Origin of the sequence: Nocardioides limicola (genome assembly GCF_016827675.1) — a bacterium.
Classification (GTDB): domain Bacteria; phylum Actinomycetota; class Actinomycetes; order Propionibacteriales; family Nocardioidaceae; genus Nocardioides; species Nocardioides limicola.
The window spans coordinates 179,143-204,752 of sequence record NZ_JAERJA010000004.1 but is presented as its reverse complement, the minus strand read 5'-3'; the positions used below and the strand labels follow the sequence as shown (position 1 = coordinate 204,752).

Sequence of the window (25,610 nt, the reverse complement as noted above, 5' to 3'; positions counted from 1 at the left end):
TGCACGACTGCCCGACTGCTCTGCGGGGGAAATGCACGAGGACCCGGCTCGATATCGAGCCGGGTCCTTCCGGTGGCAGGTAGTGGATTCGAACCACTGTAGGCATTGCCGGCTGATTTACAGTCAGCTCCCTTTGGCCGCTCGGGCAACCTGCCCCGAAGCACACCCCGGATAGGCTCCGAGCGTGCGGCGGCATGAGAATAGCGCAGCCGTCCCGGCGTGACCGAATCAGCATCGAGCACCAGGAGATCACCCATGGCCGACTCATCGTTCGACATCGTCAGCAAGATCGACCGCCAGGAGGTCGACAACGCGCTCGGCCAGGCGGCCCGCGAGGTCGCCACCCGTTTCGACTTCAAGGGCACCGACGCCAAGATCGAGTGGAAGGGCGACCAGGCCATCGAGATCTCGGCCTCCGCCGACGACCGGGCCTCCGCGGTCCTGGACGTCTTCCAGCAGAAGCTGATCAAGCGTCAGGTCTCACTCAAGGTGCTGGACGCGAGCGAGCCACGCCCGTCCGGCCAGCGCAGCATCATCTCGATCACCCTCAAGGAGGGGATCAGTTCCGAGAACGCCAAGAAGATCTCCAAGCTGATCCGCGACGAGGGCCCCAAGGGCGTGAAGGCGCAGATCCAGGGCGACGAACTCCGCGTCTCCAGCAAGAAGCGCGACGACCTGCAGACCGTGATCTCCCTGGTCAAGGAGCAGGACTACGACTTCGCGGTGCAGTTCACCAACTACCGCTGACTCCGCGCGGCCCGGGTCCAGCCTCCGGGAGGCGTGCACCACGACTGGCGCGGGCGTCTATCGTGGGGTGGTGCTGCGCTGCGCCGCAGTCAAAATCTAGAACACGTTTCATTTTCTCCCGTACTCTCGGTATCATGCGAGTGCCGATGTTGGCTTCGAGGAAGTAGGACGGCCGTGGGCTCCAAGCAGGTCAAGCAGCTGGACCGAGTGATCATCCGGTTCGCCGGCGACTCCGGCGACGGCATGCAGCTGACCGGTGACCGGTTCACCCAGGAGTCGGCAGCGTTCGGCAACGACCTGGTGACGCTGCCGAACTTCCCTGCCGAGATCCGCGCCCCTCAGGGCACGATCCCCGGGGTGTCGTCGTTCCAGGTGCACTTCGCCGATCACGACATCCTCACCGCAGGCGACTCCCCCGACGTACTGGTGGCGATGAACCCGGCCGCCCTCAAGGCGAACCTGGCCGATCTGCACAAGGGTGCGGCGATCATCGTGGACACCCACGACTTCACCGCCCGGAACCTGGCCAAGGCCGGGTACGACGTGAACCCCCTCGAGCAGGAGGGTGCCCTCTCCGACTTCGCCGTACACCCGGTGGACCTGACCGGGATGACGGTGGCGGCGGTCAAGGAGTTCGGCCTCTCGCGCAAGGACGCGGCCCGCGCGAAGAACATGTTCGCACTCGGACTGCTGTCGTGGATGTACGGCCGCCCGACCGAGTCCACGGTGGCTTTCCTGAGCAAGAAGTTCGCCAAGGTCCCCGACATCCGGGACGCGAACATCACCGCCTTCAAGGCGGGCTGGAACTTCGGCGAGACCACCGAGACGTTCGTGGTCCAGTACGAGGTGAAGCCGGCCAAGCTGCCCGCCGGGACGTACCGGAACATCACCGGGAACCTGGCTCTGGCCTACGGATTGGTCGCCTCCGGCGTCCAGTCCGGGCTGCCGGTCTTCCTCGGCTCCTACCCGATCACCCCCGCCAGCGACATCCTGCACGAGCTCAGCAAGCACAAGGGCTTCGGCGTCACCACGCTGCAGGCCGAGGACGAGATCGCCGGCATCGGCGCGGCCATCGGTGCCTCGTACGCCGGCCACCTCGGCGTCACCACCACGTCCGGCCCCGGCGTGGCCCTGAAGTCCGAGGCCATCGGCCTGGCCGTGATGACCGAACTGCCGCTGGTCGTCGTCGACGTCCAGCGCGGTGGCCCGTCCACCGGCCTGCCCACCAAGACCGAGCAGGCCGACCTGCTCCAGGCGATGTTCGGCCGCAACGGTGAGGCACCGGTCCCGATCGTCGCCCCCCAGTCGCCGGGCGACTGCTTCGACGCCGCCCTGGAGGCCTCCCGGATCGCCATCACCTACCGCACCCCGGTGATGCTGCTCTCCGACGGCTACCTGGCCAACGGCTCCGAACCCTGGCGGATCCCCGACGTCGACGAACTCCCGGCCATCGATCCGGCGTTCGCCACCGAACCCAACAAGGTGGTCTCGACAGCCGCCGACGGCGAGGAGACCAAGGAGTTCTGGCCCTACCTGCGCGACGAGGAGACCCTCGCCCGCCCCTGGGCCATCCCCGGCACCCCCGGACTGGAGCACCGGATCGGTGGCCTGGAGAAGGGCGACGGTCACGGCAACATCTCCTACGAGTCGGCCAACCACGATCTGATGGTCCGCACCCGCCAGGCCAAGATCGACCGGATCGCCGACTCGCTGCCCCCACTGGAGGTCGACGACCCGTCCGGGCAGGCCAAGGTCCTGGTCATCGGCTGGGGCTCCACCTACGGCCCGATCGGCGCTGGATGCCGACGCGTCCGCAAGGCCGGCTTCCACGTCGCCCAGGCGCACCTGCGCCACCTCAACCCGTTCCCGAAGGACCTCGGCGACGTCCTGCGCCGCTACGACAAGGTGCTGGTCCCCGAGATGAACCTCGGCCAGCTCTCCCTGCTGCTGCGCGCCAAGTACCTCGTCGACGCGATCGGCTACAACGAGGTGCGCGGCCTGCCACTGAAGGCCGCCGTACTCGCCGAGGTCATCGGCGGTCTGGTCGCCGACGCCGAGGGCGTCGACGCTGAACTCGTCGCCGCCGGCCTGGCCAACAAGGAGGACAACGCATGAGCACCACCGAACTCGGCCTGCCCGCGCTGCGCTCCGGTGTGGAACTGGTCCCCGCCCTCGCCGCGGACGCGCCCGCCCAGACCGGCAAGGACTTCACCAGCGACCAGGAGGTCCGCTGGTGCCCCGGCTGCGGTGACTACGCCGTGCTCAAGGCCGTCCAGTCCTTCCTGCCCGACCTGGGCCTGCGCCGCGAGAACATCGTCTTCGTCTCCGGCATCGGCTGCTCCAGCCGCTTCCCCTACTACCTCGACACCTACGGGATGCACTCCATCCACGGACGCGCCCCGACCATCGCCACCGGCATCGCCACCGCCCGCGAAGACCTCTCCGTGTGGGTCGTCACCGGCGACGGCGACGCCCTCTCCATCGGCGGCAACCACCTCATCCACACGCTGCGCCGCAACGTGAACATGACCATCCTGTTGTTCAACAACCGGATCTACGGCCTCACCAAGGGCCAGTACTCCCCCACCTCCGAGGCGGGCAAGGTCACCAAGTCCACCCCGATGGGGTCGGTCGACCAACCCTTCAACCCCATCTCGCTGGCCCTGGGCGCCGAGGGCACCTTCGTCGCCCGCACCATCGACTCGGACCGCAAGCACCTCACCGGCGTACTCGCCGCCGCCGCCGCGCACCGGGGCACCTCGTTGGTGGAGATCTACCAGAACTGCCCGATCTTCAACGACGGCGCCTTCGACTCCATCAAGGACCGCGACACCAAGGACGACGCGATCATCCCCCTCGTCCACGGCGAACCCATCCGGTTCGGCACCGACGGCGCCAAGGGCCTGATCCGTGACTCCGAGACCGGCGGCGTCAAGGTCGCCCTGGTCGCCGACGTGGGCGAGGAACGACTCCTGGTCCACGACGCCCACAACCCCGACCCGGCCACCGCGTTCGCGATCAGCCGACTCACCGACGCGGGCATCCTGCACCAGGCGCCCATCGGCATCTTCCGGCAGGTCGAACGACCCACCTACGACGACCAGGCCCGCGCCCAGATCAACACCGCCATCGAGGCCAGCTCCGGCTCACCGACCCAGCGGCTGGCAGGCCTCATCGGCGGCGGCGACACCTGGTCCGTGGTCTAGGACCACCCGTCACGCCGTTCCGCGCACCACCAGCCGGGGGTCGAGGATGTACGGCGTCTCCACCGGCTGCCCGGCCAGCAGGTCGAGCAGCATCGCGACCGCGCGTTCGGCCATCGCCGAGATCGGGTTGACCACGGTGGTCAGCGGCGGCTGGGTGCGGCGGGCCAACTCGAGGTCGTCGAAGCCGACCACGGCGACATCCTCGGGGACCCGCCGGCCTGCCGCGGCCAGCACCTGCAGCGCCTCCTCGGCCATCTGGTCCGAGGCCACGAAGAGCCCGTCCAGGTCGGGATGGTCGGCGAACAGGCGCCGGGTCGCCGCCTGACCGCCGTCCCGGGTGAAGTCGGCCGCGGCGACGGCGGTGTCCGGCAGGCCGGCGGCGGCCAGCGCCCGACGCCAGCCGGCCAGCCGGTCCTGCCCGGCGCTCATGTCCTGCGAGCCGGTGACCGTCCCGATCCTGGTGCAGCCCCGCTCGATCAGATGCCGGGTGGCGAGCTCGGCCCCGGCGACGTTGTCGACGTCGACGAAGGGGACGGCAGCGTCCGGGGAGTACGGCCGGCCGAGGAAGACGCACGGCAGTTGGGTGTCCTCGAGGACCCGCCACAGTTGGTCGCCCTGATGGTGTGAGACCACGATCGCGCCGTCGGTGTGCCCGCCGCGCAGGTACTGCTCCATCCGGCCGTCCACGCCCTCGCCGGGCTGGCCCATCACCAGCACCATCTGGAGTCGCGTTCCCGAGAGGGCCAGGTTCACCCCGTGCAGGGTGCCCGCGAAGAAGGGGTCGGTGAAGACCATAGCGTCACTCTCGGGGACCACCACGGCGATCGATTCGGTCCGCCGGGTGACCAGGGTCCGCGCCGCCAGATTCGGGCTGTAGCCCAGGGCGGCGATCGCCGCCTGCACCGCCTCCCGGGCGTCGGCGCCGACCCGCGGGTCGGCGTTGACCACCCGGGACGCGGTCGCCCGGGACACGCCGGCCTGCCGTGCCACGTCCTCGAGCGTGGGTGCCCTGCTCATGCTCCTCGCCTCCTCCGCTCCTGGTGCCGCCTCCGATAGTGGCGGAGTCAGTCGAGCCGACCCGATCGTGCCACGCCGGCGTACCAGCGCGCGCTCGCTTTCGGGGTCCGGTCCAATGTCGCGTAGTCGACCCGCACGATGCCGAACCGCTTGGCATATCCCCACGCCCATTCGAAGTTGTCGAGCAGCGACCACACGAAGTAGCCGCGTACGTCGACCCCGGCCCGGATCGCGGCGAGCACGGCGTGCAGGTGGGCTCGGATGTACGCCGTCCGGTCGGTGTCGTCGACGAACCCGAGCGCGTCGGGCGCGTCGTCGTAGGCGGCACCGTTCTCGGTGACGTAGAGCTGCACTCCGGCCGGGGCGGCGTACTCGTGGAGGCGCTGAAGCAGGGCGGTGAGCCCGGCCGGGTAGACCTCCCAGCCCTGGGCGGTGGCGGGCAGGCCGCGGGGCACGCTGCGCACGTGCTCCGAGCCGACCCGGGCGCTCGGCCCGGCGGCTCGGGCGGCCGCGGCTGCCTGGCGGGCGGTGGCCGGGTCCGGGCCGGTGACCGACTCGCAGCTGTAGTAGTTGACGCCCAGCACGTCGATCGGGGTGGCGATGGTGGCGAGATCGCCGTCGTGGACGAGGTCTGCGGGCCAGAGGTCCGTCAGGTCCTCGAGCACGTCGGTGGGGTAGGCGCCGTGGAAGACCGGGTCGAGGAAGAGCCGGTTCATCATTCCGTCGGCGCGCCGGGCGGCGTCGAGGTCGGCGGCCGAGTCCGGGTCGGCCGGGGCGATGTCGTTGAAGTTGAGGGTCAGCCCGAGCGAGAGGGTGGGGTCCTCGGCCCGCAGCGCCTGCACCCCCAGGCCGTGCGCCAGGAGCAGGTGGTGGGTGGCGCGCAGAGCGGCCACGGGTTCGGTGCGCCCCGGGGCGTGCTCCCCCGCGGCGTAGCCCAGCATCGCCGAGCACCACGGCTCGTTGAGGGTGGTCCAGTGCCGGACCCGATCGCCGAGGACGTCGTGGACGGCACGCGCATAGTCGGCGAAGCGGTACGCCGTGTCCCGCGCCGCCCAGCCACCTGCGTCCTCCAGCGCCTGGGGAAGGTCCCAGTGATAGAGCGTCAGCCACGGCAGGATGTTGCGGTCGAGCAACTCGTCGACGAGGCGGGAGTAGAAGTCCAGGCCGGCGGCATTGGGCGGGCCGCCGTCGGGGCAGACCCGGGCCCACGACGTGGAGAAGCGGTAGGCGCCGAGGTTGAGGTCGGCCATCAGCGCGACGTCGGCGGCGTACCGGTGGTAGTGATCGACGGCGACGGAGCCGTCGTGGCCGCCGAAGACGGCGCCGGGTCTGCGAGCGAACGCATCCCAGATCGAGTCGGTGCGTCCGTCCTGCCAGGCGGCCCCTTCGATCTGGTAGGCCGCAGTGGCCGAGCCCCAGAGGAAGTCCGACCCGAAGGTGGCCCGGTCGGAGTGGGAGGGGTGGACCCCGGTCAGCGAGTGAGGGGTGGTCATTGTTTGACGGCTCCTTGCATGATTCCCGAGACGAGTTGGCGGCCGGCCACGAAGAACAGTGCGAGCAGCGGGATCGTGGCCAGGCAGGCGCCAGTCAGCACCAGGGAGTAGTTGACGAAGTGGGCGGCCTGCAGTTGCTGGAGGGCGACCGGCAGAGTGGGGTTGCCGGCACCCAGGACGATGAACGGCCAGAAGAAGTCGGTCCAGGTGGCGACGAAGGTGAACAGCCCCAGCATCCACATCGCCGGCAGCGCGGCCGGGACGGCGATGCTCCAGAAGGTCCGGAACTGTGAGCAGCCGTCGACCTGGGCCGCCTCGATCAACTCGTCGGGCAACGCGGAGCGGATGTACTGGGTCATCCAGAAGACTCCGAAGGCCTTGACCAGTCCGGGCACGATGACGGCGTGCAGCTGGCCGGTCCAGCCGAGTTGGGCCATCACCTGGAACAGCGGCACGACACCGAGCTGGGTGGGGATCGCCATCGTCGCGATCACGAAGACCAGCAGCGGCCCCGAACCCCGGAAGCGGAGCTTGGCGAACGCATAGCCGGCGAGGGTGGAGAAGAAGACCACCGACAGCGACACGGACGTGGAGACCAGGATCGAGTTGCCCACCGCTCTCCAGAACGGCACCGAGTCCATCACCTCGCGGGCGTTGGACCAGAAGTTGCCGCCGGGGATCATCGGGAACGAGTTGCGGGCCAGGATCGTCGAGTCGTGGCTGGCGATCAGGAAGGACCACCAGATCGGGAAGGCGCTGCCGAGCAGGACCGCGGCCAGGCAGCCGTAGACGATCCAGCTCGGCCGGTCGATGCCGGCATTGCGCCGCGCTTGACGGTCCTCGCGGGTGAGGGGCACGTAGGTCTTCATCGGTGACCTCCCGCGGTCGCGATCCTGCGGGTGATGGTGAAGTTGACCAACCCGATGGCCACGATCAGCAGGAAGAGCAGGACGGCCACCGCGGAGGCCCGGCCGAAGTCGGACTGGGTCCAGCCGAGTTCGTAGAGGTGGATGGTGAGGGTCCGCCACTGGCCGTCCGCGCCACCGCGGCCGTACTGGTCGTAGAGCCGTGGCTCGTCGAAGATCTGCAGGCCGCCGATGGTGGAGGTGATGACCACGAAGATGATCGTCGGCCGCAGCATCGGCACGGTCACGGAGAAGAACTGCCGGACCCTGTTCGCCCCGTCGACCGCCGCCGCCTCGTAGAGGTCGCGTGGGATCGCCTGCATGGCGGCCAGGAAGATCAGCGTGTTGTAGCCGGTCCAGCGGAAGTTGACCATGGTGGCGATCGCCAGATGGCTGGGCAGCACCTCGGAGTGCCATCGGACCGGGGCGATGCCGACCAGGTCGAGCAGGCTGTTGATGACACCGAAGCGGTCGGCGAAGAGGTTGGAGAAGATCAGTACGACGGCCACCGGGGCAACGACGTACGGGAGCAGCACACCCATCCGCCAGAACGTCCGGCCGCGGAGGTTGAAGTTGAGGAGGGCCGCGATGGTGATCGCCAGGATCACCTGCGGCACCGAGGAGAGCAGGAAGATCGAGAAGGTGTTGCGGGTCGACTTCCAGAAGTCCGGGCTGCCGAGGACGCGGCGGAAGTTGTCCAGGCCGACGAACTCACCCTGCCCCATGATCAGGTCCCAGCGGTGCACGGCGACCCAGCCGGTGAAGAGCAGCGGGAACAGCCCGGTGATCAGGAAGAGCAGGAAGAACGGCGAGATGTACAGGTAGGGCGTGCACCGCCGGTTCGCCGCGGTGAGGCGTTGGCGCAGGGTCGGGGGCGTGGCCGGCCGCTGCGGCGGCAGCGGCCGGCCACGGGCCTTCATCCGAGGGCCTCGACGTCCCTGACGAACTTCGCCCATGAGGAGGCGGCGTCGTCGGTGCCGTCGACATCGACACGGGTCAGCGCGTCGACGAGGGCCGTGTTGATCAGGAAGTAGTTCGGACCCTTGTAGGGCTGCATGGTGACGGCGGTGGCCCGGTCGACGAGGATCTGCCCGGTGGGCGCGTCGTTGAAGAACGCGTGGGTGGAGTCGAGCAGTTCGGGGCTGTCCAATGCGTCGACCTGGCTCGGGAAGGTGCCCTTGGCCGCGAACGCCTTGAGCTGCTGCTCGGGGGCGGTCAGCCACGCTGCGAGCGCCTTGGCCTCCTCGATGTGGTCACCCTGGGCGGGCACCGTCAGGTAGGAGCCGCCCCAGTTGCCGCCGCCGCCCGGGAAGACGTTGGCGACGTCCCAGCCGTCGACGCCGGCGGCGTTGCCCTCGATGACACCGAGCATCCAGCCGGGGCAGAGCATGGTGGCGAACGAGTCCCGTTGGAAGGATTCGGACCAGTCCTGACTCCACTGGCCCAGCCCGGCCGAGAGCCCATCGGCGGTGGAGGCCTGCAGGACCTGCTCGTAGAGGTCCTTGATCTGGGGGTTGGTGGTGGCGATGACGGTGCCGTCGGGCTCCTCGAAGGGGACCTCCACCTGGTTGATCATCCCCTGCCACAGTGCGCTGGCGGAGTCGAACCAGGCGGCGTCGGAGTTCGCGACGAACTCCTTGCCGGCAGCGAAGTAGGAGTCCCAGGTGTCTCCGATGAACTCGGCGAAGCCCTCCCGGTCGGCCGGAAGGCCCGCAGCGCCGACGAGGTCGGCGCGGTAGCAGACGGCTTCGGGTCCGATGTCGGTGCCGTAGCCGATCAGTTGGCCGTCCTCGGTGGTGGCCGCCTCGGTCTTCCAGTCCAGCCAACGGCCCTCGACGGCGGGGTCGGCGAGGTCGACGAACTTGTCCGGGTACTGCATGAACTCGGTGAGCCAGTCCACCTCGACGGCTTCGATGTCTGCGGCTCCGGCGTTCGCGCCCAGGCTGCTGCGCAGCGCGTTGCGGGCGTTGTCGGCGGTGTCGGCCTTGGTGTGCCGGACGGTGATGTTGTCGTGCAGCGCGTCGTACTCCTTGAGCAGCTCCTCGTAGCCGAACTCGTTGAAGGTGGCCACGGTGAGCGTGATCGGCCCGTCGCTGTCGCGGTCGCTGCTCTCGGCGTCACCGCCGCAGGCGACGAGGGCCAGTGAGAGCACGGAGAGTGCCGAGACGGCGGTGAAGGTTGTCCTGGTAGGTCGCACGTCGACTCCTGGTCGGGGTGAGCGGGTGGTGGGTCAACTCTGTGAGAGCGCTCTCACGAATGGAATGGACACAAGAGTGAGCCAGGTCACGCCGATTGTCAACAGGTCGGGAGAAACTTCTCCCACTGGCCTACTGCGAGGCGGCCTCGGCCCAGACCTCGGCCACGGTCCGCTTGAAGGTCGTGTCGCGCTTCATCACCGCGCGGTAGGTCCAGGTCACGCCGGCTCGCTGGGGGAACTCGGGGGTGACCCGCCAGACAGCACGCTTGTTGGTGCGGACCACCTGATAGCGAGACCACTTGCAGGTCCGGTCCGCCGCGCACCGCTTGCGCTGGATGATCACTCGCTTGTGCCTGTTAGCGCGGCGCGGCTGCACGTAGCCGCGGTAGCGATTCGTGGTCGTCACCACCGAGGCGTGGATCCAGCGGTCCCGCAAGGCGCGATCGTTCTCGACCTGAGCCACGCTCATCGAGGTGACCGCCGGCGCAGCGGCGGTGGCCGTGGGCACCGAGGCGACCGGGACCAGCAGTGCCAGCGCGGCAGAAGCGACGACGATGCGTGAGTACATGGGTTCTCCGGGGTCGTAGGGCAGCCAGACGTCAGGGGTCATGAAACCACGGATCGCGGCGCCTCACGTCCAGATCCGGCCGGACGCCACCGGCAATGAGCCGGTGGCGACCGACGACGGATCAGTACCGGACCGTCGAGAAGGCGTGCTTGGTCTTGAGGAACTTCTTGTTCCCCCTGACCACCAGACGGAACTTCGCCGGCGCGGCGAGGTCCCGGAAGGTGACGACACTCTTGCGGTTGGTCCTGGCCTTCCGGACGGTCACCCACCGCTTGCCCTGCTTGCGCTGCAGCACGACGACCTTGCGCTTGTAGGCGGGCTTCACCTTGAGTCGGACGTCGGCCTTGCGGTTGGCGAACGGGTCGCTGATCGACGTCAGCCGGAATCCCCGCAGCAGCCCGGAGCTCTCCGTGGCCGACGGGTAGGTGAGGTCGTAGTGGCTGTTGGACCCGCCTGGGAAGCGAGCCCGGTACTCGGCGTTCCCCTTCCACTGCCCGCTGTAGTACAGGGAGTTCCCGTTGTTCGTGGCGAGGGTCTGCCACGTGCTGGACCCGTTGAAGCGACGCTCCAGGATCAACTGCTGGTTCCCCATGTAGGTCGGCGGCGAGCACCACCCGTCGGCAGCGTGGCTGCAACCCCCGGAGGGGTCGTAGACCTCCAGCCGGTACGACGCGCTGATCCGGTCGTTGAACCGGTAGCGCTTCTGGAACGCGGTGGTCCGCACCACTCGGCTGGGCAGCGTGGTGGCCCTGGCGTCGGCGGACTGCCAGGCGTCCTCCGCGGCCTGGGCCGGGGCGGTGACGAGCGCCACCGGCGTGACTCCGAGCAGGGCCGCCGCGACCGCCCCCGTGATGATTCTCTTCAGCATCTTCTCTCCCCCTGTCAGTGGCGGGCGCCGATCGCCCGCCGCATGGGTCACTGGGGTCCTACCCCCGTGTCGAGACAATCAAACCTCATCCGAGCGATTTCTTCCTCACCTACAACAAATTGTTGGATCAGGGTTGCCAAAAAGAGCTGGACAGGGTCTGGCAGGGGTGCCCTATCCTCGGCTGGTGGAGGGTCGGCGGGGTCTTGGCTACGGCGCAGCCGCCTATTTCATCTGGGGCCTCTTCCCCCTCTACTGGCCCCTCCTGGAACCAGCCGGCGCGGTCGAGGTGCTGGCGCACCGGATCGTCTGGTCGGCGCTCACCATGGCGCTGGTGGTGCTGCTGCTGCGCCGCACCGGGCAGGTCCGCAGCAGCCTCGCCGACCGGCGCGTCCTCGCCTACCTGGTGTTGGCCGCGGCGGTGATCAGCATCAACTGGGGGACCTACATCTGGGGTGTCTCCAACGGTCGAGTCACCGAGGCCGCGTTGGGCTACTTCATCACTCCCCTGGTGACCGTGTTGATGGGGGTGCTCTTCATCGGTGAACGGCTCCGGCCCGCCCAATGGGCGGCGCTGGGGTTGGCGGCGGTGGCGGTGCTGGTGCTGGCCGTCGACTACGGCGGGATCCCCTGGGTGGCCGCCGCCCTCGCCCTGTCGTTCGGCACCTACGGCCTGGCGAAGAAGAAGGCGAACACCGGGGCGGTGGAGTCGCTGGCCATCGAGACGGTCGTGGCCGCACCGTTCGCAGCGGCATACCTCGGTTTCCTGGCCTGGCAGGGGAGTGCCGTCTTCGGGACCGTGAGCAGCGGCCACACGCTGCTCTTCCTCACCACCGGCATCGTCACTGCGATCCCATTGGTGCTCTTCGGCGCCTCCGCGACCCGGGTGTCGATGGTCGCGATCGGGATCCTGCAGTACCTGGCCCCGATCCTGCAGTTCGCCCTCGGGGTGCTGTGGTTCCACGAGGAGATGCCGGCAGCACGCTGGGCCGGCTTCGGGTTGGTCTGGCTGGCGTTGGTGATCTTCACCTTCGAGGCGATCGGCCACCGGCGCCGTCAGTTGCGGCTGGCCGCCGAGGCCACCGCCGTCTGAGTCGCCTCAGGCGGTGCGGGTGGCGACCACGTCGGCGAACGCCTCCAGGGCGGTGCGCACCGGGCCGGCCGGGACGACCGAGAGTCGTTCCTTGGCCTCGTTCGCCCGGGCGATCACATACTCCCTGGCGCTGTCCATGGCCGGATGCTTGCGCAGCAGATCCAGCGCTTCGGCGTGCCGTTGGTCGTCGGTCAGATCGGCGTCGAGCAACTCCAGCAGTCGCGCATCCTCGGGGCGGGCGGCCGCCCTGGCCATCAGCACCGGTAGCGTCGGCACCCCCTCGCGCAGATCGGTGCCCGGGGTCTTCCCGGACTCCGCGGTCTCCGAGGCGATGTCCAAGATGTCGTCGGAGAGTTGGAACGCGCAGCCGACGATCTCGCCGTAGCTGGTCAACGCCTCCTCGACCTCCCGGCTGGCGCCGCCGAACCGGGCGCCGTAGCGGGCCGAGGTGGCGATCAGCGATCCGGTCTTGCCGGCCACCACGTCCAGGTAGTGCGCCAAAGGGTCCTCGCCCGGGCCGGGCGGCACCGTCTCCATGATCTGCCCCTCCACCAGCCGGGTGAAGGTCTCAGCCTGGATGCGGACCGCGTCCGGACCCAGGTCCGCGGTCAGCTCGGAGGACCGGGAGAAGAGGAAGTCGCCGGTGAGGATCGCCACCAGGTTGTCCCACCGGGAGTTGGCCGACTCGGCCCCCCGCCGCAGATCCGCCTCGTCCATCACGTCGTCGTGGTAGAGCGATGCCAGGTGTGTCAGCTCCACCACGCAGGCGGCGGTGATCACCTCATCGGAGTCGGCCCCGTCGCCGGTCTCGGCGGCCAGCAGCACCAGCAGCGGCCGGAACCGCTTGCCGCCCGCGTCGAGCAGATGGCTGGCCGCCTCGGTGACGAACGCCGCCCGGCTCTGGACGTGGCCGGTCAATGCTCGCTCGACCAGTTCCAGGCGGGTGCGCAGTCGATCGGCGAGGGCCTCGTCGAGCACCGGCAGGGCCAGCGCGGCGGCAGGGTTGGCGGTCACCTGAGGAATTCTCCCGCATGGGCCGCCAACTCCAGCACCGGCCCTGGCAGCACACCGAGTACGACGGTCACCGCAACGCCGGCGGAGATCGCCGCGGTCGTGGCCCAGGACGGCCGGACGACCGCGGCGGTGCCGGTCGGCTCGGTGAAGAACATCAGCATGATGACCCGGACGTAGAAGAAGGCCGCGACCACACTGAACAGCACACCGGCGACCACGATCGGCCAGGCACCGGCAGCGCCGGCCACACTGAACACGGCCCACTTGCCGATGAAGCCCGAGGTGAGCGGGATCCCCGCCATCGCCAGCAGCAGGAAGGCGAACGCTCCGGCCAGCAGCGGCGACTCCTTGCCGATCCCTGCCCAACGAGCCAGCTCGGTGACCTCACCGGACGCGTCCCGGACCAACCCCACCAGCGCGAAGGCGGCCAGCACCGCGAACCCGTAGGCGACCAGATAGAACAGCACCGCCTGGGTGGCGCTCAGCTGCCCCGGGGCCAGATCGGCGGCCGACTGGAATCCCAGCACGCCGGCGAGCATGAAGCCCGCATGCGCGATCGAGGAGTAGGCGAGCATCCGCTTCACATCGGTCTGTGCGATCGCGAGCACCGCGCCGGCAGCCATCGTGGCCAACGCGATCACCCACAGCATCGGCTGCCAACTCCACGCGGCCGACCCGAAGGCGACGTGCAGCAACCGCAGCAGGGCGCCGATCGCCGCCACCTTGGTGCCGGCGGCCATCCAGGCGGTCACCGCCGTCGGGGCCCCCTGGTAGACGTCCGGCGTCCACTGGTGGAACGGCACCGCGCCGACCTTGAACAGCAGCCCGACGCAGAGCAGACCGATGCCCAACAGCAGCAGGCCGTTGCCCTCGGAGTTCCGGACCGCCTCGTTGATCTGCGCGAACTTCATCGAGCCGGCGTACCCGTAGGTCAGCGCGGCCCCGTAGAGGAAGAACCCGGAGGCGAAGGCGCCGAGCAGGAAGTACTTCATCGCCGCTTCCTGGCTGAGCATCCGACGGCGGCGGGCCAGCCCGGTGAGCAGGTAGAGCGGCAGTGACAGGACCTCGAGGGCGACGAACATGACCAGCAGGTCGTTGGCGGCCGGGAACATCATCATCCCGGCGACCGCGAAGAGCATCAGCGGATAGACCTCGGTGTGCTCGAGCCCGAGCGCGTCGGCCTCCCGTTCGGCGCGGCTGCCCGGCGTCGCCGCCGCCTGTCCGGCGAAGGCCGGCAGACCGGCGCTGACCTTCCGCTCGGCGAAGAGCAGCACACCGGCCAGCGAGATCAGCAGCACCAGGCCCCACAGGAAGACGGTGGGCCCGTCGATGGCCAGGGTGTCCCCGGCGGTGAGCAGCCCGCGAGCCGTCGCGGTGCCGCCGTGCTCGACGACCGGCAGTCGGCCGCCGACCCAGATGCAGGCCACCAGGGCCGCGACCAGGGTGGCCGAGGTGAGGGCGATCTCCACCGTCCGACGGGCGCTGCGGCCGACGAACGCCTCCACGCCCACGCCGACGATGGCGCCGCCGAAGACGATCAGCAGCGGCAGCAGTTCCAGATAGGCGATCTCCGGGATGGTGAACTCGTTCACTCCGCGCCTCCCAGGCTCATCGGGTCAGTGGAATCCTCGACGTGCACCAAGGTGTCCTCCACCGCCGGGTTGATCACATCGGTCAGCGGTTTCGGGAAGAAGCCGAAGACCACCAGCGCGACCACCAGCGGCACCACGGCGCTCAACTCCCGCCGGGAGAGGTCGGCGAACCCCTCGGTGGCCGGCCGTACCGGCCCGGTCATCATCCGCTGGTACATCCACAACACGTAGATCGCCGCCAGCACGATGCCGGTGACCGCGATCGCGCCCGCCCACCACGCGTAGGCGAACGCCGCCACCAACACCAGGAACTCGGAGATGAAGGTGGACAGGCCGGGCAGCCCGGCGGTGGCCAGCGCGCCGATCAGCAGCATCCCGGCCATCACCGGGGCCACCTTCTCGACGCCGCCGAAGTCGCGGATCAACGCCGAACCCCGCCTCCGGATCAGGTAGCCGGCGACCAGGAACAACGCCGCCGTGGCCAAGCCGTGGTTGACCATGTAGAGGACCGCCCCGGTGCCGCCCTGCAGGTTGAACACGAAGATGCCGAGCACGATGAACCCGAAGTGCGACAGCGAGGTGAGGCCGATCAGCCGGAGCATGTTCTCCTGACCGATCGCCAGGAACGCGCCGTACACGATCGAGATCAGGGCCAGCACCACCACCAGCGGAGTGGCCCACAGCGACGCCTCGGGGAAGAGTTCGAGGCAGAACCGCAGCATCCCGTAGGTGCCGATCTTGTCCAGCACGCAGACCAGCAGCACGCTGGTCCCCGGCGTCGCCGCCGCGGTGGTGTCCGGCAGCCAGGTGTGCACCGGGAAGAGCGGCGCCTTCACCGCGAAGGCGAAGAAGAAGCCGACGAAGAGCCAGCGGCCGGCCTCACCGCTGATGCCCAGCGCCGAGAGTTCGGCGATCAGGTACGTCGGCTCACCGGCTCGGGCGGTCAGCACGTACAAGCCGATCACCGCCGCCAGCATCACCAGACCGCCGGCGAGCATGAAGATCAGGAACTTGACCGCCGCCCGGGCACGTTCGGGGCGGGAGGCGATCCCGTAGCCGCCGATCAGGAAGTACGCCGGGATCAGTGTCGCCTCGAACAGCACGTAGAACAAGAAGACGTCGGTGGCGGAGAAGACACCGATGGCCAGGCCCTGCAGGGCCAGCATCAGCGCGAAGTACGCCGCGGTGTTGCGGTCGTCGGCGTCGTGCCAGGAGGCGGCGATCACCACCGGCACCAGGAACGCGGTGAGCAGCACCATCACCAGTCCGAGGCCGTCGACGCCCACTGCGTAGTGGATGCCCAGGCTCGGGATCCAGTCGCGCTGCTCGGTGAACTGCATGCCGCTGCCGACGTTGTACTGCGCCGCCATCGCGAGCGCGGCGGCCAGGGTGACCAGCGAGGTGCCCAGGGCCACCATCTTGGCGATCGCCCGCGGGTCGCCGGCGACCCGCGGCACCAGCACGGTGAGCGCGGCGCCGAGCAGCGGGATCAGGATCAGGACGGTCAACACGCTCATGCCCAGTTCACCACCAGCAGTGCGAGGACGACGACGATGACGCCGACCAGGATGGACAGGGCGTAGGAGCGGACGTAGCCGGTCTGCAGCATTCGCAGTGCACCGGACAGGCCGCCGATGCCGCGGGCTCCGCCTTCGATGGCTCCGTCGACGACCCCACTGTCGAAGCCGACCAGGCCACGGGTGAGCGCGGCCCCGGGACGGACCACCAGGGTGTCGTTGATCGCGTCACCGTAGAGGTCGGCGCGCGCCGCCCGGGTGGCGAAGGAGACGTCCTGCGGTGCGGTCCGCGGCACCTCCTGGCGGCCGACGAGCAGCCACGCCAGGGCCACCCCGACCGCCACCACCGCGGTGATGATGAGGGTGAGCACGATCGCCGGCACCGGGAGCTCGGGGTGCGGCGCGTGGCCGACCACCGGCTCCAGGAAGTCTCCGATCCAGCCACCGATCACCAGCACACCACCGAGCAGCGACAGTGCCGCGAGCACGATCAGCGGGATCGTCATCACCTTGGGTGATTCGTGCGGGTGCACGTCGGGTTCCCAGCGGCGATCGGTGAAGAAGGTCATCAGCATCAGCCGGGTCATGTAGAAGGCGGTGATCCCGGCGCCGAGCAGCGCGGCGAGACCGACCAGGGTGCTGTGCCCGAAGGCCACTTCGATGATCAGGTCCTTGGACCAGAAGCCGGAGAAGCCGGGGAAGCCGATGATCGCCAGATAGCCGAACGCGAACGTGAGGAAGGTGACCGGCAGCAGTTTGCGCAGCCCCCCGTAGTGCCGCATGTCGACGTCGTCGTCCATGGCGTGCATCACCGAACCGGCGCCGAGGAACATGTTGGCCTTGAAGAAGCCGTGGGTGATCAGGTGGAAGATCGCGAAGGCGTAGCCGGCCACGCCCAGCCCGGCGGCCAGCATCATGTAGCCGATCTGGCTCATCGTGGAGCCGGCCAGCGCCTTCTTGATGTCGTCCTTGGCGCAACCGATGATGGCGCCCCACAGCAGGGTGACCACGGCGACCACGACCACCACGGTCTGCGCGGTGGGAGCGAGCTCGTAGATGAAGTTGGAGCGGACGATCAGGTAGACGCCGGCGGTGACCATGGTGGCGGCGTGGATCAGCGCCGAGACCGGCGTCGGACCCTCCATCGCATCCAGCAGCCAGCCCTGCAGAGGCACTTGGGCCGACTTGCCGCAGGCACCGACCAGCAGCAGGATGCCGATCGCGGTGAGGGTGGCTTCGCTGGCGCCGGACGCGGCCTCGCTGACACCGGCGTACGCCGTGGTGCCGAACGCCACGAACATCGTCATGATCGCCAGCGAGAGGCCCATGTCGCCGACCCGGTTCATCACGAACGCCTTCTTGGCCGCGGCGGCTGCGGACGGCTTGTGCTGCCAGAAGCCGATCAGCAGGTACGACGCCAGGCCGACGCCCTCCCAGCCGAGGAACAGTCCGACGTAGTCACCGGCCAGCACCAGCATCAGCATCGCGGCGACGAAGAGGTTCAGGTAGCCGAAGAACCGTCGGCGACGGGGGTCGTGAGCCATGTAGCCCACCGAGTAGAGGTGGATCAGTGATCCGACTCCGGTGATCAGCAGCACGAAGAGCAGCGACAGCGGGTCGACGAGCAGCTCCATCGACACCTGGAAGTCGCCGACGTCGAACCAGGTCCACAGGTGCTGGCTGATGCTGCGGTCATCGGCGGGGCGGCCGAGCAGCGCCACGAAGATCGTCACGCCGAGCACGAAGGAGGCGGCCGCGGTGGCGGTGCCGAGCCAGTGCCCGAAGGAGTCGGTGAACCGGCCACCGACCAGCAGGATCACCGACCCGGCCAACGGCAGTGCGACCAGCAGCCAGGCCCAGGCCAGCACGCCGTCGGCGGCCACCGGGGCGACCACCGGGATCTCGGCAGCGGCGAGCAGGGGTGTCATCACTTGTCTCCCCTCAGTACCTGAGCAGGCTGGCGTCGTCGACCGAGGCCGAACGGCGGGCACGGAAAATGGTCATGATGATCGCGAGTCCGACCACGACCTCGGCAGCGGCGACCACCATCACGAAGAAGGCGGCCACCTGACCGTCGAGGTTGCCGTGCTGACGGGCGAAGGCGACGAACGCGAGGTTGCAGGCGTTGAGCATCAGCTCCACACACATGAAAACCACCAACGCGTTGCGGCGGACCAGCACCCCGACGGCGCCGATCGTGAACAGGATCGCGGAGAGGATGACGTACTCGGTCACTGCGGACCCTCCTCGTCCTCGTCGGCGGCCAGTTCGGGCAGGTCCGGCTCATCGGCCGGCCGGGGTGGCACCAGGGTGCGGTTGATGGAGGCCTCGATGACGCTGCCGTCGGGCGCCAGCGCCGGAGTGGCCACCGAGTTGTGCCGGGCGTAGACCCCGGGGGCCGGCAGCGGACCCAGGTGGCGGCCGTGTTCGGCGTACTCCCGGACCCGGCGTGCGGCCATCTCCTGCTGGGACTCCTTGGGGGTGAGCCGCTCCGGGTGAGCCAGCACCATCGCGCCCAGGGCCGCGGTGATCAGCAGCGCGGCGGTGGCCTCGAAGGCGAACACGTACGTCGAGAACAAGACGTCGGCCAGCCCCTCGACGTTGCCGCCACTGTTGGCGGCCTCCAGGCCCACCGGGCTGGCCAGGGTGACCTGGCCGATCGCGATCACCAGCAGCGAGCCGAGCACCAGCCCACCGAGGACGGCGAGCACCCGCTGCCCCTTGATCGTCTCCACCAGCGACAGCCTGGACTCGGCGCCGATCAGCATCAGCACGAACAGGAAGAGCATCAAGATGGCGCCGGTGTAGACGATGATCTGCACCGCGAACAGGAACGGCGCCTCGAGCACCAGGTAGAGCACCGCCAGGCTCATCATCACCGTCGCCAACAGCAGCGCTGCATGCACCGCCTTGCGGACGAAGAGCAGCCCGAGCGCGGCGGCGACCATCACCGGGGCGAGCACCCAGAAGGCAGTCACGAGTTCTCTCCTTGGTTCTCGCCGCGGTAGTAGGCGCCCTCGTCGTCACCGAGTCGCATCGGATGCGGCGGCTGCTCCATGCCGGGCAGCAGCGGCGCCAGCAGGTCGGACTTCTCGTAGATCAGGTCGGCCCGGTTGTCGTCGGCGAGCTCGTACTCGTTGGTCATCGTCAACGCCCGGGTCGGGCAGGCTTCGATGCACAGACCGCACAGGATGCAGCGCAGGTAGTTGATCTGGTAGACGCGGCCGTACCGCTCACCGGGCGAGAACCGCTCGTCGTCGGTGTTGGAGGCACCCTCGACGTAGATCGCGTCCGCGGGACAGGCCCAGGCGCAGAGTTCGCAGCCGATGCACTTCTCCAGCCCGTCGGGCCAGCGATTCAGCTGGTGCCGGCCGTGGAACCGGGGGGCGGTCGGCTGCTTGTCGAACGGGTACTGCTCGGTGACCACCTTGCGGAACATGGTCCGGAAGGTGACCCCGAACCCGGCGATCGGGTCCCAGTACGTCTCTTTGAGGCTAGACATCCGCGTCCTCCTTGTCAGTGCTGGACGGGGGCGAGAAGCGAGGCAGTCCCAGGTCGCCGGCGGCGCCCTGCACCGGGCCGCCAGCGGGCATCGGGGGCACCGGGAATCCGCCGGTCGGCGGCGGCTGGGGGGCCGGTTGTTCCGCCTCCGGCTGCTGCCGCGCCTCGACCAGGTAGGAGATGCCGATCCCGACGATCAGCAGGCCGATGAGCACGGCCAGCGCGATGACGACGCCCTGCCGCTCGAGACCACCGGTCAGCATCACCACCTTCACCAGCGCGACCATCGCCGTCCAGGCCAGCGCGGCCGGGATCAGCCGCTTCCAGCCGAACATCATGAACTGGTCGTAGCGCAGCCGCGGCAGCGAGCCCCGCAGCCAGATGAACAAGAAGATGAAGCCGAGCAGTTTGAGCAGGAACCACATCGCCGGCCAGTAGCCCTCGTTGGCGCCGGGCCACACGTGCACAACGCCCCACGGCGCCTGCCAGCCCCCCAGGAACAGAGTGACTGCGAGCGCGGAGACGGTGGCCATGTTGATGTACTCGGCGAGGAAGAAGAGCGCGAACTTCAGCGACGAGTACTCGGTGTGGAAGCCGCCGACCAGTTCACCCTCGGCCTCGGGCAGGTCGAAGGGGGCCCGGTTCACCTCGCCCACCATCGCGATCACGTAGATCACGAAACTGGGCGCCAGGATCAGCGCGTACCAGAAGTCCTGCTGGGCGGCGACGATGCCCGAGGTGGACATGGTGCCGGCGTACAGGAAGACGGTGATGAAGGCCAGCCCCATCGCGACCTCGTAGGAGATCATCTGGGCGCTGGAGCGCAGCCCGCCGAGCAGTGAGTACGTCGACCCGCTGGCCCAGCCGCCGAGCACGATGCCGTAGATGCCGATCGAGGCGACCGCCAGCACGAACAGCACCGCCACCGGCATGTCGGTCAGTTGCAGCGGGGTGAGGGTGTCGGTGAACGGGATCCGCACCTCGGGACCGAACGGGATCACCGCGAAGGTGACGAAGGCCGCGATCACCGAGATCACCGGGGCCAGGATGAAGACCACCTTGTCGGCGGCCCTGGGCAGCAGGTCCTCCTTGAGGGCGAGCTTCACTCCGTCGGCCAGCGACTGCAGCAGCCCGAACGGGCCGTGCACGTTGGGGCCGATCCGGTGCTGCATCCGGGCCACCACACGGCGCTCCGCCCAGATGTTGAAGAGGGTGAGCACCACCAGGAAGGCGAAGATCAGCAGTGCCTTGAGGCCGATCACCCACAGCGGGTCGTGGCCGAAGGCGGCAAGGGGATCGTTCACCGGAGTTCTCCCTTCACGCTCACCATGCCGTCCGGCGACGAGAGGCCGGCCAGCACCCCCCGCCCGAACGAGTTTGCGGGCACCCAGACCACGCCCTCGGGAAGGTCGGCGACCTCGACCGGGAGAGTGACCTGGCCCCGGTCACCGGTGAGGGTGACCTCCGGGGACCTCTTGAGGAGTTGGTGGGTCTCGGCATTGATGCGAGCGACCGGCCGGCGGGCGGTGGCCCGCATCTCGTCCTGACCGTCCTGCAGGGACCCGAGGTCGATGAGCTGCTTCCAGGTGGCCAGCGTCAACTTGGTCTTCAGCAGCCGCCGCTTGGCCGGAGCCGGAGCCGGGCCCATCGTCGGCCGTGCTCCGTCCCAGGGGCCGAGCTGGTCGAGCTCGTCACGCACCTCGTCCACGGTCCGCCACCCCAGCGGCGTACCGAGCTCGTCGGCGATGCCGGCCAACACCCGGAGGTCCGGCAGCGAGGTGGGCACGTCGAAGACCCTCGGGAACGGTCGCGGCCGTCCTTCCCAGGTGAGGAAGGTGCCGGCCTTGTCGGTGACCGGGGCAGCCGGGAACACCACGTCCGCCAGTTCGGTGACCGCAGTCCGGCGCAGTTCGATGCTGACCAGGAAGCCGACCGACTCCAGGGCAGCCCGTGCTGCGGCGGGGTCGGCCAGGTCGTCGGGGTCGACGCCACCGACGACCAGCGCACCGATCGCACCGGCAGCGGTCGCGGCCAGGATCGCGTCCCCGTCGCGTCCGGGCTGCTCGGGCAGCGTGTCGACACCCCAGGCCGCGGCGACGTCGACGCGGGCTGCCGGGTCGGCGACCGGACGGCCACCGGGCAGCAGGTTCGGCAGACAGCCGGCCTCGACCGCGCCACGATCCCCGGCCCGGCGCGGCACCCAGGCCAGTCGCGCTCCGGTCCGCTCGGCCAACGCGACGGCGGCGCTGAGCGCACCCGGGACGCCGGCGAGCCGTTCACCGACGAGGATCACCGAGCTCGCGTCCAACGCAGCGCCGAGCAACTCCTCAGCGTTGTCGGGGAGGTCGTGCAGGAGTTGGGTCTCGTCCCCGGGGCCGGCGGGCAGCAGGGTGCCGGCGAGCTTGTCCAGCCCCCGGCTCCGGAAGGGCGCGATCGAGGCGACCTTCGTCCGGCCGGTGAGGACCGCCTTGCGCAGCCGCAGGAAGATGGTGCCGGCCTCGTCCTCGGGCTCCAGGCCGACGAGCAGCACCAGCGGTGCGGAGAGGTCGGCGTAGCTGACGTCGCGGACGGTGGCGACCTGGGCGGCCAGGAAGTCGGCCTCCTCGGCGGACTGCACCCGGGCCCGGAAGTCCACGTCGTTGCTGCCCAGTGCCACCCGGGTGAACTTGCTCCACGCGTAGGCGTCCTCGAGGGTGACCCGACCGCCGGTGAGCGTGGCGGCACCGCGCCCCGCGTCCCGCTGCGCGGCGATGCCGCGGGCGGCCACCGCGAAGGCCTCGGGCCAGGAGGCGGGCCGCAGCTCGCCGGTGTCAGCGTCCCGGACCCACGGATGGGTGAGCCGGTCCGGCTGACGTGCGTAGGAGAACGCGAACCGGTCCTTGTCGGTGATCCACTCCTCGTTGACCTCGGGATCGTTGCCGGCCAGTCGCCGCATCACCTTGCCGCGCCGGTGGTCGACGCGGATCGCCGCACCGCAGGCGTCGTGCTCGGCCACACCGGGGGTGGAGACAAGGTCGAAGGGGCGACTGCGGAACCGGTAGTCGGCGCTGGTCAGTGCGCCGACCGGGCAGATCTGGATGGTGTTGCCGGAGAAGTAGGACTCGAACGGCTCGTGCTCGTAGATGCCGACCTGCTGCAGCGCGCCGCGCTCCACCAGGGCGATGAACGGGTCACCGGCGATCTGGTCGGAGAACCGGGTGCACCGGGCACAGAGCACGCACCGCTCCCGGTCGAGGAGCACCTGGGCGGAGATGTTGATCGGCTTCTCGAAGGTCCGCTTGACGCCGCCACCGGCAGCGAACCGGGACTCGCCGCGACCGTTGCTCATCGCCTGGTTCTGCAGCGGGCACTCGCCGCCCTTGTCGCAGACCGGGCAGTCGAGTGGGTGGTTGATGAGCAGGAACTCCATCACCCCCGCCTGGGCCTTCTCGGCGACCCCGGAGGTGGCCTGGGTGTTGACCACCATCCCGTCGGCCACCGTCAACGTGCAGGAGGCCTGCGGCTTGGGGATGCCCCGGCCGTTGCCGGCGTCGGGGACGTCGACCAGGCACTGCCGGCAGGCGCCGACCGGCTCCAGCAGCGGGTGGTCACAGAAGCGGGGGATCTGGACGCCGATCTGCTCCGCGGCCCGGATCACCAGGCTGCCCTGGGGGACGCTCACCTGGACCCCGTCGATGGTCACGGTGACCAGGCTCTCGCTCGCCAACTGGTCGGTCATGCCGGCGCTCCTTCCGTCGCGAAGACCGTCGCCGCGGCGGGGTCGAAGGGACAACCGCCGTGTCGCAGGTGCTCGAGGAACTCCTCGCGGAAGTACTGGATGGCCGAGGTGATCGGGCTGGTCGCGCCGTCACCGAGGGCGCAGAACGACCGGCCCAGGATGTTGTCGCACTGGTCCAGCAGCAGGTCCAGGTCGGATTCGGCACCCTGGCCGGCCTCCAACTTGGCCAGCGTCTGCACCAGCCACCAGGTGCCTTCCCGGCAGGGGGTGCACTTGCCGCAGGACTCGTGCTTGTAGAACTCGGTCCAGCGCAGCACCGCCCGGACCACGCAGGTGGTGTCGTCGAAGATCTGCAGCGCCCGGGTGCCGAGCATCGACCCGGCGGCGCCGACGGCCTCATAGTCCAGCGGCATGTCGAGGTGCTCGGCGGTGAGCATCGGCGTACTGGAGCCACCGGGGGTCCAGAACTTCAACTCGTGACCGTCCCGCATCCCGCCACCCAGGTCGAGCAGCTCGCGCAGCGTGATGCCCAACGGTGCTTCGTACTGCCCGGGTCGCTTGACGTGGCCCGACAGCGAGTAGATGACGTAGCCCTTGGACTTCTCGGTGCCCATCGAGGCGAACCACGCTCCGCCGCGGTCGATGATCGAGGGCACCGACGCGATCGACTCGACGTTGTTGATCACCGTCGGACACGCGTAGAGACCGGCCACTGCCGGGAACGGCGGGCGCAACCGAGGTTGCCCGCGGCGACCCTCGAGGGAGTCGAGCAACGCGGTCTCCTCGCCACAGATGTAGGCGCCGGCGCCGGCATGCACCACTAGGTCCAGGTCGTAGCCGGAGCCATGGATGTCGGTGCCGAGGTGTCCGGCTGCGTACGCTTCGGCGACCGCGGCCCGCAGCCGTCGGATCACGTGCAGCACCTCACCGCGCACGTAGATGAACGCGTGGTTGGCGCCGATCGCGTAGGAACTGATGATCACGCCCTCGACGAGGGTGTGCGGGCTGGCCATCATCAGCGGGATGTCCTTGCAGGTGCCCGGCTCGGACTCGTCGGCGTTGACGACCAGGTAGTGCGGCTTGGGGTTGTCGGGGTCCTTGGCGGGGATGAAGGACCACTTCATCCCGGTCGGGAACCCGGCGCCACCACGGCCCCGCAGCCCCGACTCCTTGACCTCGTCGACGACCGCCTCGGGCGTCATCGCCAGCGCCTTGCGGAGGGCGGCGTATCCGCCCGTCGACTCGTACGACGACAGCGTCCAGGCGCGCTCGGCGTCCCAGTTGTCGGTGAGCACCGGTGTCAGCATCAGTCGTCACCCTCCCCAGTGGCAGCACCCTCGGTGGTCGAGTGCCCGGCGAGGGACGAGCCGTGGGCACCCTCGGTGGTCGAGTGCCCGGCGAGGGACGAGCCGGGAGCACCCTCGGTGGTCGAGTGCCCGGCGAGGGACGAGCCGGGAGCACCCTCGGTGGTCGAGTGCCCGGCGAGGGACGAGCCGGGTGTATCGAGACCCGGCGCCGACCAGCCACGCTCCCGGGCGATCTGCAGCCCGACCAGTGACGCGGGGCCGGCCGCGGGACCGGCGTCGGTCAGTCCGTCGTCGAAGCCGGCCAGCACCCGCTCGGCCTGCCGCCACGTGCACAGCGTCGGGCCGCGGGTGGAGCTGACCTCCTTGCCGGCGCGCAGGTCATCGACCAACTGGCGGGCGGAGGCAGGGGTCTGGTTGTCCATGAACTCCCAGTTCACGGTCATCACCGGCGCATAGTCGCAGGCGGCGTTGCACTCGATGTGCTCCAGGGAGACGGTGGCACGGTCGCCCTCCCGCTTGGCGGCGGTCTCGTCGTTGCCGACCTCGAGGTGCTCCTTGAGAGCGGCGAAGATCTCGTCGCCACCCATCACCGCACACAGGGTGTTGGTGCAGACCCCGACGTGGTAGTCACCCACCGGCCGGCGCTTGTACATCGTGTAGAAGGTCGCCACGCCGCTGACCTCGGCGGCGGTGATCCCGAGGACCTCCGCACAGGCCTCGATCCCGGCCGGGGTGATCATCCCGTCCTGGCTCTGCACCAGGTGCAGCATCGGCAACAGACCCGACCTGGCCTGCGGATAGCGGCCGGCGATCTCCCTGAGTTCCGCCTCGTAGGGCACGGGCACCTCAGCCCACCTCCTTGACTGCACG

22 protein-coding genes and 1 tRNA gene are annotated in these 25,610 nt (G+C 69.3%); 4 read left to right on the top strand and 19 right to left on the bottom strand.

Translation table 11 applies throughout. The annotated features are described in order from the left end of the window. Nucleotides 1-73: 73 nt before the first annotated feature. Nucleotides 74-155 (bottom strand) — tRNA-Tyr (locus JKG67_RS10470). 100 nt (nucleotides 156-255) lie between these two features. Here JKG67_RS10470 and JKG67_RS10465 point away from each other — a divergent pair. From JKG67_RS10465 to JKG67_RS10455, 3 genes are all read left to right on the top strand, one after another. Beyond that, complete coding sequence (locus JKG67_RS10465) at nucleotides 256-747, top strand: YajQ family cyclic di-GMP-binding protein (RefSeq protein WP_203337245.1); 492 nt, start codon at nucleotides 256-258, stop codon at nucleotides 745-747. Nucleotides 748-921: 174 nt separating this feature from the next. Then, on the top strand, nucleotides 922-2,862 hold the full coding sequence (locus JKG67_RS10460) for a 2-oxoacid:acceptor oxidoreductase subunit alpha (RefSeq protein WP_203337244.1): 1,941 nt from the start codon (nucleotides 922-924) through the stop codon (nucleotides 2,860-2,862). Beyond that, a complete protein-coding gene (locus JKG67_RS10455; RefSeq protein ID WP_203337243.1) occupies nucleotides 2,859-3,953 on the top strand; it encodes a 2-oxoacid:ferredoxin oxidoreductase subunit beta in 1,095 nt (364 codons plus the stop codon). Before JKG67_RS10460 ends, JKG67_RS10455 begins: the two co-directional genes overlap by 4 nt. Before the next feature lie 9 nt (nucleotides 3,954-3,962). Here JKG67_RS10455 and JKG67_RS10450 read toward each other — a convergent pair whose 3' ends face one another. The 7 genes from JKG67_RS10450 to JKG67_RS10420 all read right to left on the bottom strand — a co-directional run bounded on the left by JKG67_RS10450 (nucleotide 3,963) and on the right by JKG67_RS10420 (nucleotide 11,001). After that, complete coding sequence (locus JKG67_RS10450; RefSeq protein ID WP_203337242.1) at nucleotides 3,963-4,970, bottom strand: LacI family DNA-binding transcriptional regulator; 1,008 nt, start codon at nucleotides 4,968-4,970, stop codon at nucleotides 3,963-3,965. 47 nt (nucleotides 4,971-5,017) lie between these two features. Continuing rightward, complete coding sequence (locus tag JKG67_RS10445) at nucleotides 5,018-6,463, bottom strand: GH1 family beta-glucosidase (protein ID WP_203337241.1); 1,446 nt, start codon at nucleotides 6,461-6,463, stop codon at nucleotides 5,018-5,020. After that, nucleotides 6,460-7,332 carry a carbohydrate ABC transporter permease gene (locus JKG67_RS10440; RefSeq protein WP_203337240.1) on the bottom strand — a complete coding sequence of 291 codons (873 nt, stop codon included), beginning with the start codon at nucleotides 7,330-7,332 and terminating at the stop codon, nucleotides 6,460-6,462. Before JKG67_RS10440 ends, JKG67_RS10445 begins: the two co-directional genes overlap by 4 nt. Beyond that, nucleotides 7,329-8,288 carry a carbohydrate ABC transporter permease gene (locus tag JKG67_RS10435; protein WP_203337239.1) on the bottom strand — a complete coding sequence of 320 codons (960 nt, stop codon included), beginning with the start codon at nucleotides 8,286-8,288 and terminating at the stop codon, nucleotides 7,329-7,331. Before JKG67_RS10435 ends, JKG67_RS10440 begins: the two co-directional genes overlap by 4 nt. Further along, nucleotides 8,285-9,565: an ABC transporter substrate-binding protein gene (locus tag JKG67_RS10430; RefSeq protein WP_203337238.1), complete on the bottom strand. Its 1,281-nt coding sequence runs from the start codon at nucleotides 9,563-9,565 to the stop codon at nucleotides 8,285-8,287. Before JKG67_RS10430 ends, JKG67_RS10435 begins: the two co-directional genes overlap by 4 nt. Before the next feature lie 130 nt (nucleotides 9,566-9,695). Then, entirely contained in the window at nucleotides 9,696-10,175 is a 480-nt protein-coding gene (locus JKG67_RS10425; RefSeq protein ID WP_203337237.1) for a hypothetical protein, read from the bottom strand. A gap of 79 nt (nucleotides 10,176-10,254) precedes the next feature. Further along, nucleotides 10,255-11,001 carry a hypothetical protein gene (locus JKG67_RS10420; protein WP_203337236.1) on the bottom strand — a complete coding sequence of 249 codons (747 nt, stop codon included), beginning with the start codon at nucleotides 10,999-11,001 and terminating at the stop codon, nucleotides 10,255-10,257. Between the two features lie 184 nt (nucleotides 11,002-11,185). Between JKG67_RS10420 and rarD the strand changes: the two genes are divergently transcribed. Next, complete coding sequence (rarD, locus tag JKG67_RS10415) at nucleotides 11,186-12,091, top strand: EamA family transporter RarD (protein ID WP_307816513.1); 906 nt, start codon at nucleotides 11,186-11,188, stop codon at nucleotides 12,089-12,091. 6 nt (nucleotides 12,092-12,097) lie between these two features. Here rarD and JKG67_RS10410 read toward each other — a convergent pair whose 3' ends face one another. From JKG67_RS10410 to nuoE, 11 genes are read right to left on the bottom strand one after another with little or no spacing between them, the layout of a single operon-like run. Further along, nucleotides 12,098-13,105, bottom strand: coding sequence for a polyprenyl synthetase family protein (locus tag JKG67_RS10410; protein ID WP_307816512.1), 1,008 nt, complete (start codon nucleotides 13,103-13,105; stop codon nucleotides 12,098-12,100). Next, complete coding sequence (nuoN, locus tag JKG67_RS10405; RefSeq protein ID WP_203337235.1) at nucleotides 13,102-14,697, bottom strand: NADH-quinone oxidoreductase subunit NuoN; 1,596 nt, start codon at nucleotides 14,695-14,697, stop codon at nucleotides 13,102-13,104. Before nuoN ends, JKG67_RS10410 begins: the two co-directional genes overlap by 4 nt. Beyond that, nucleotides 14,694-16,214, bottom strand: coding sequence for an NADH-quinone oxidoreductase subunit M (locus JKG67_RS10400; protein ID WP_203337234.1), 1,521 nt, complete (start codon nucleotides 16,212-16,214; stop codon nucleotides 14,694-14,696). The genes nuoN and JKG67_RS10400 overlap by 4 nt, the downstream gene beginning before the upstream one ends. Beyond that, nucleotides 16,211-18,142: an NADH-quinone oxidoreductase subunit L gene (nuoL, locus tag JKG67_RS10395; protein WP_203337233.1), complete on the bottom strand. Its 1,932-nt coding sequence runs from the start codon at nucleotides 18,140-18,142 to the stop codon at nucleotides 16,211-16,213. The genes JKG67_RS10400 and nuoL overlap by 4 nt, the downstream gene beginning before the upstream one ends. 13 nt (nucleotides 18,143-18,155) lie before the next feature. Further along, nucleotides 18,156-18,449 carry an NADH-quinone oxidoreductase subunit NuoK gene (gene nuoK / locus JKG67_RS10390; protein WP_203337232.1) on the bottom strand — a complete coding sequence of 98 codons (294 nt, stop codon included), beginning with the start codon at nucleotides 18,447-18,449 and terminating at the stop codon, nucleotides 18,156-18,158. Continuing rightward, entirely contained in the window at nucleotides 18,446-19,192 is a 747-nt protein-coding gene (locus JKG67_RS10385) for an NADH-quinone oxidoreductase subunit J (RefSeq protein ID WP_203337231.1), read from the bottom strand. Before JKG67_RS10385 ends, nuoK begins: the two co-directional genes overlap by 4 nt. Then, nucleotides 19,189-19,716, bottom strand: a complete 528-nt coding sequence (gene nuoI / locus JKG67_RS10380) for an NADH-quinone oxidoreductase subunit NuoI (RefSeq protein ID WP_203337230.1) — start codon at nucleotides 19,714-19,716, stop codon at nucleotides 19,189-19,191. The genes JKG67_RS10385 and nuoI overlap by 4 nt, the downstream gene beginning before the upstream one ends. Next, on the bottom strand, nucleotides 19,709-21,019 hold the full coding sequence (gene nuoH / locus JKG67_RS10375; protein WP_203337229.1) for an NADH-quinone oxidoreductase subunit NuoH: 1,311 nt from the start codon (nucleotides 21,017-21,019) through the stop codon (nucleotides 19,709-19,711). Before nuoH ends, nuoI begins: the two co-directional genes overlap by 8 nt. Further along, nucleotides 21,016-23,433, bottom strand: a complete 2,418-nt coding sequence (locus JKG67_RS10370) for an NADH-quinone oxidoreductase subunit G (protein WP_203337228.1) — start codon at nucleotides 23,431-23,433, stop codon at nucleotides 21,016-21,018. The genes nuoH and JKG67_RS10370 overlap by 4 nt, the downstream gene beginning before the upstream one ends. Next, nucleotides 23,430-24,740 (bottom strand): NADH-quinone oxidoreductase subunit NuoF, encoded by a 1,311-nt coding sequence (gene nuoF / locus JKG67_RS10365; RefSeq protein WP_203337227.1) that lies wholly within the window; start codon nucleotides 24,738-24,740, stop codon nucleotides 23,430-23,432. Before nuoF ends, JKG67_RS10370 begins: the two co-directional genes overlap by 4 nt. Then, nucleotides 24,740-25,609 carry an NADH-quinone oxidoreductase subunit NuoE gene (gene nuoE / locus JKG67_RS10360; RefSeq protein ID WP_372442071.1) on the bottom strand — a complete coding sequence of 290 codons (870 nt, stop codon included), beginning with the start codon at nucleotides 25,607-25,609 and terminating at the stop codon, nucleotides 24,740-24,742. Before nuoE ends, nuoF begins: the two co-directional genes overlap by 1 nt. Nucleotide 25,610 lies beyond the last annotated feature (1 nt).

Excerpts from the sequence above, each read along its gene's own strand:
- JKG67_RS10465 (WP_203337245.1), top strand. The coding sequence starts at position 256 with ATGGCCGACTCATCGTTCGACATCGTCAGCAAGATCGACCGCCAGGAG.
- JKG67_RS10455 (WP_203337243.1), top strand. The coding sequence starts at position 2,859 with ATGAGCACCACCGAACTCGGCCTGCCCGCGCTGCGCTCCGGTGTGGAA.
- JKG67_RS10450 (WP_203337242.1), bottom strand. The coding sequence starts at position 4,970 with ATGAGCAGGGCACCCACGCTCGAGGACGTGGCACGGCAGGCCGGCGTG.
- JKG67_RS10445 (WP_203337241.1), bottom strand. The coding sequence starts at position 6,463 with ATGACCACCCCTCACTCGCTGACCGGGGTCCACCCCTCCCACTCCGAC.
- JKG67_RS10440 (WP_203337240.1), bottom strand. The coding sequence starts at position 7,332 with ATGAAGACCTACGTGCCCCTCACCCGCGAGGACCGTCAAGCGCGGCGC.
- JKG67_RS10435 (WP_203337239.1), bottom strand. The coding sequence starts at position 8,288 with ATGAAGGCCCGTGGCCGGCCGCTGCCGCCGCAGCGGCCGGCCACGCCC.
- JKG67_RS10425 (WP_203337237.1), bottom strand. The coding sequence starts at position 10,175 with ATGACCCCTGACGTCTGGCTGCCCTACGACCCCGGAGAACCCATGTAC.
- JKG67_RS10420 (WP_203337236.1), bottom strand. The coding sequence starts at position 11,001 with ATGCTGAAGAGAATCATCACGGGGGCGGTCGCGGCGGCCCTGCTCGGA.
- JKG67_RS10400 (WP_203337234.1), bottom strand. The coding sequence starts at position 16,214 with ATGAGCGTGTTGACCGTCCTGATCCTGATCCCGCTGCTCGGCGCCGCG.
- nuoL (WP_203337233.1), bottom strand. The coding sequence starts at position 18,142 with ATGACACCCCTGCTCGCCGCTGCCGAGATCCCGGTGGTCGCCCCGGTG.
- nuoI (WP_203337230.1), bottom strand. The coding sequence starts at position 19,716 with ATGTCTAGCCTCAAAGAGACGTACTGGGACCCGATCGCCGGGTTCGGG.
- JKG67_RS10370 (WP_203337228.1), bottom strand. The coding sequence starts at position 23,433 with ATGACCGACCAGTTGGCGAGCGAGAGCCTGGTCACCGTGACCATCGAC.
- nuoF (WP_203337227.1), bottom strand. The coding sequence starts at position 24,740 with ATGCTGACACCGGTGCTCACCGACAACTGGGACGCCGAGCGCGCCTGG.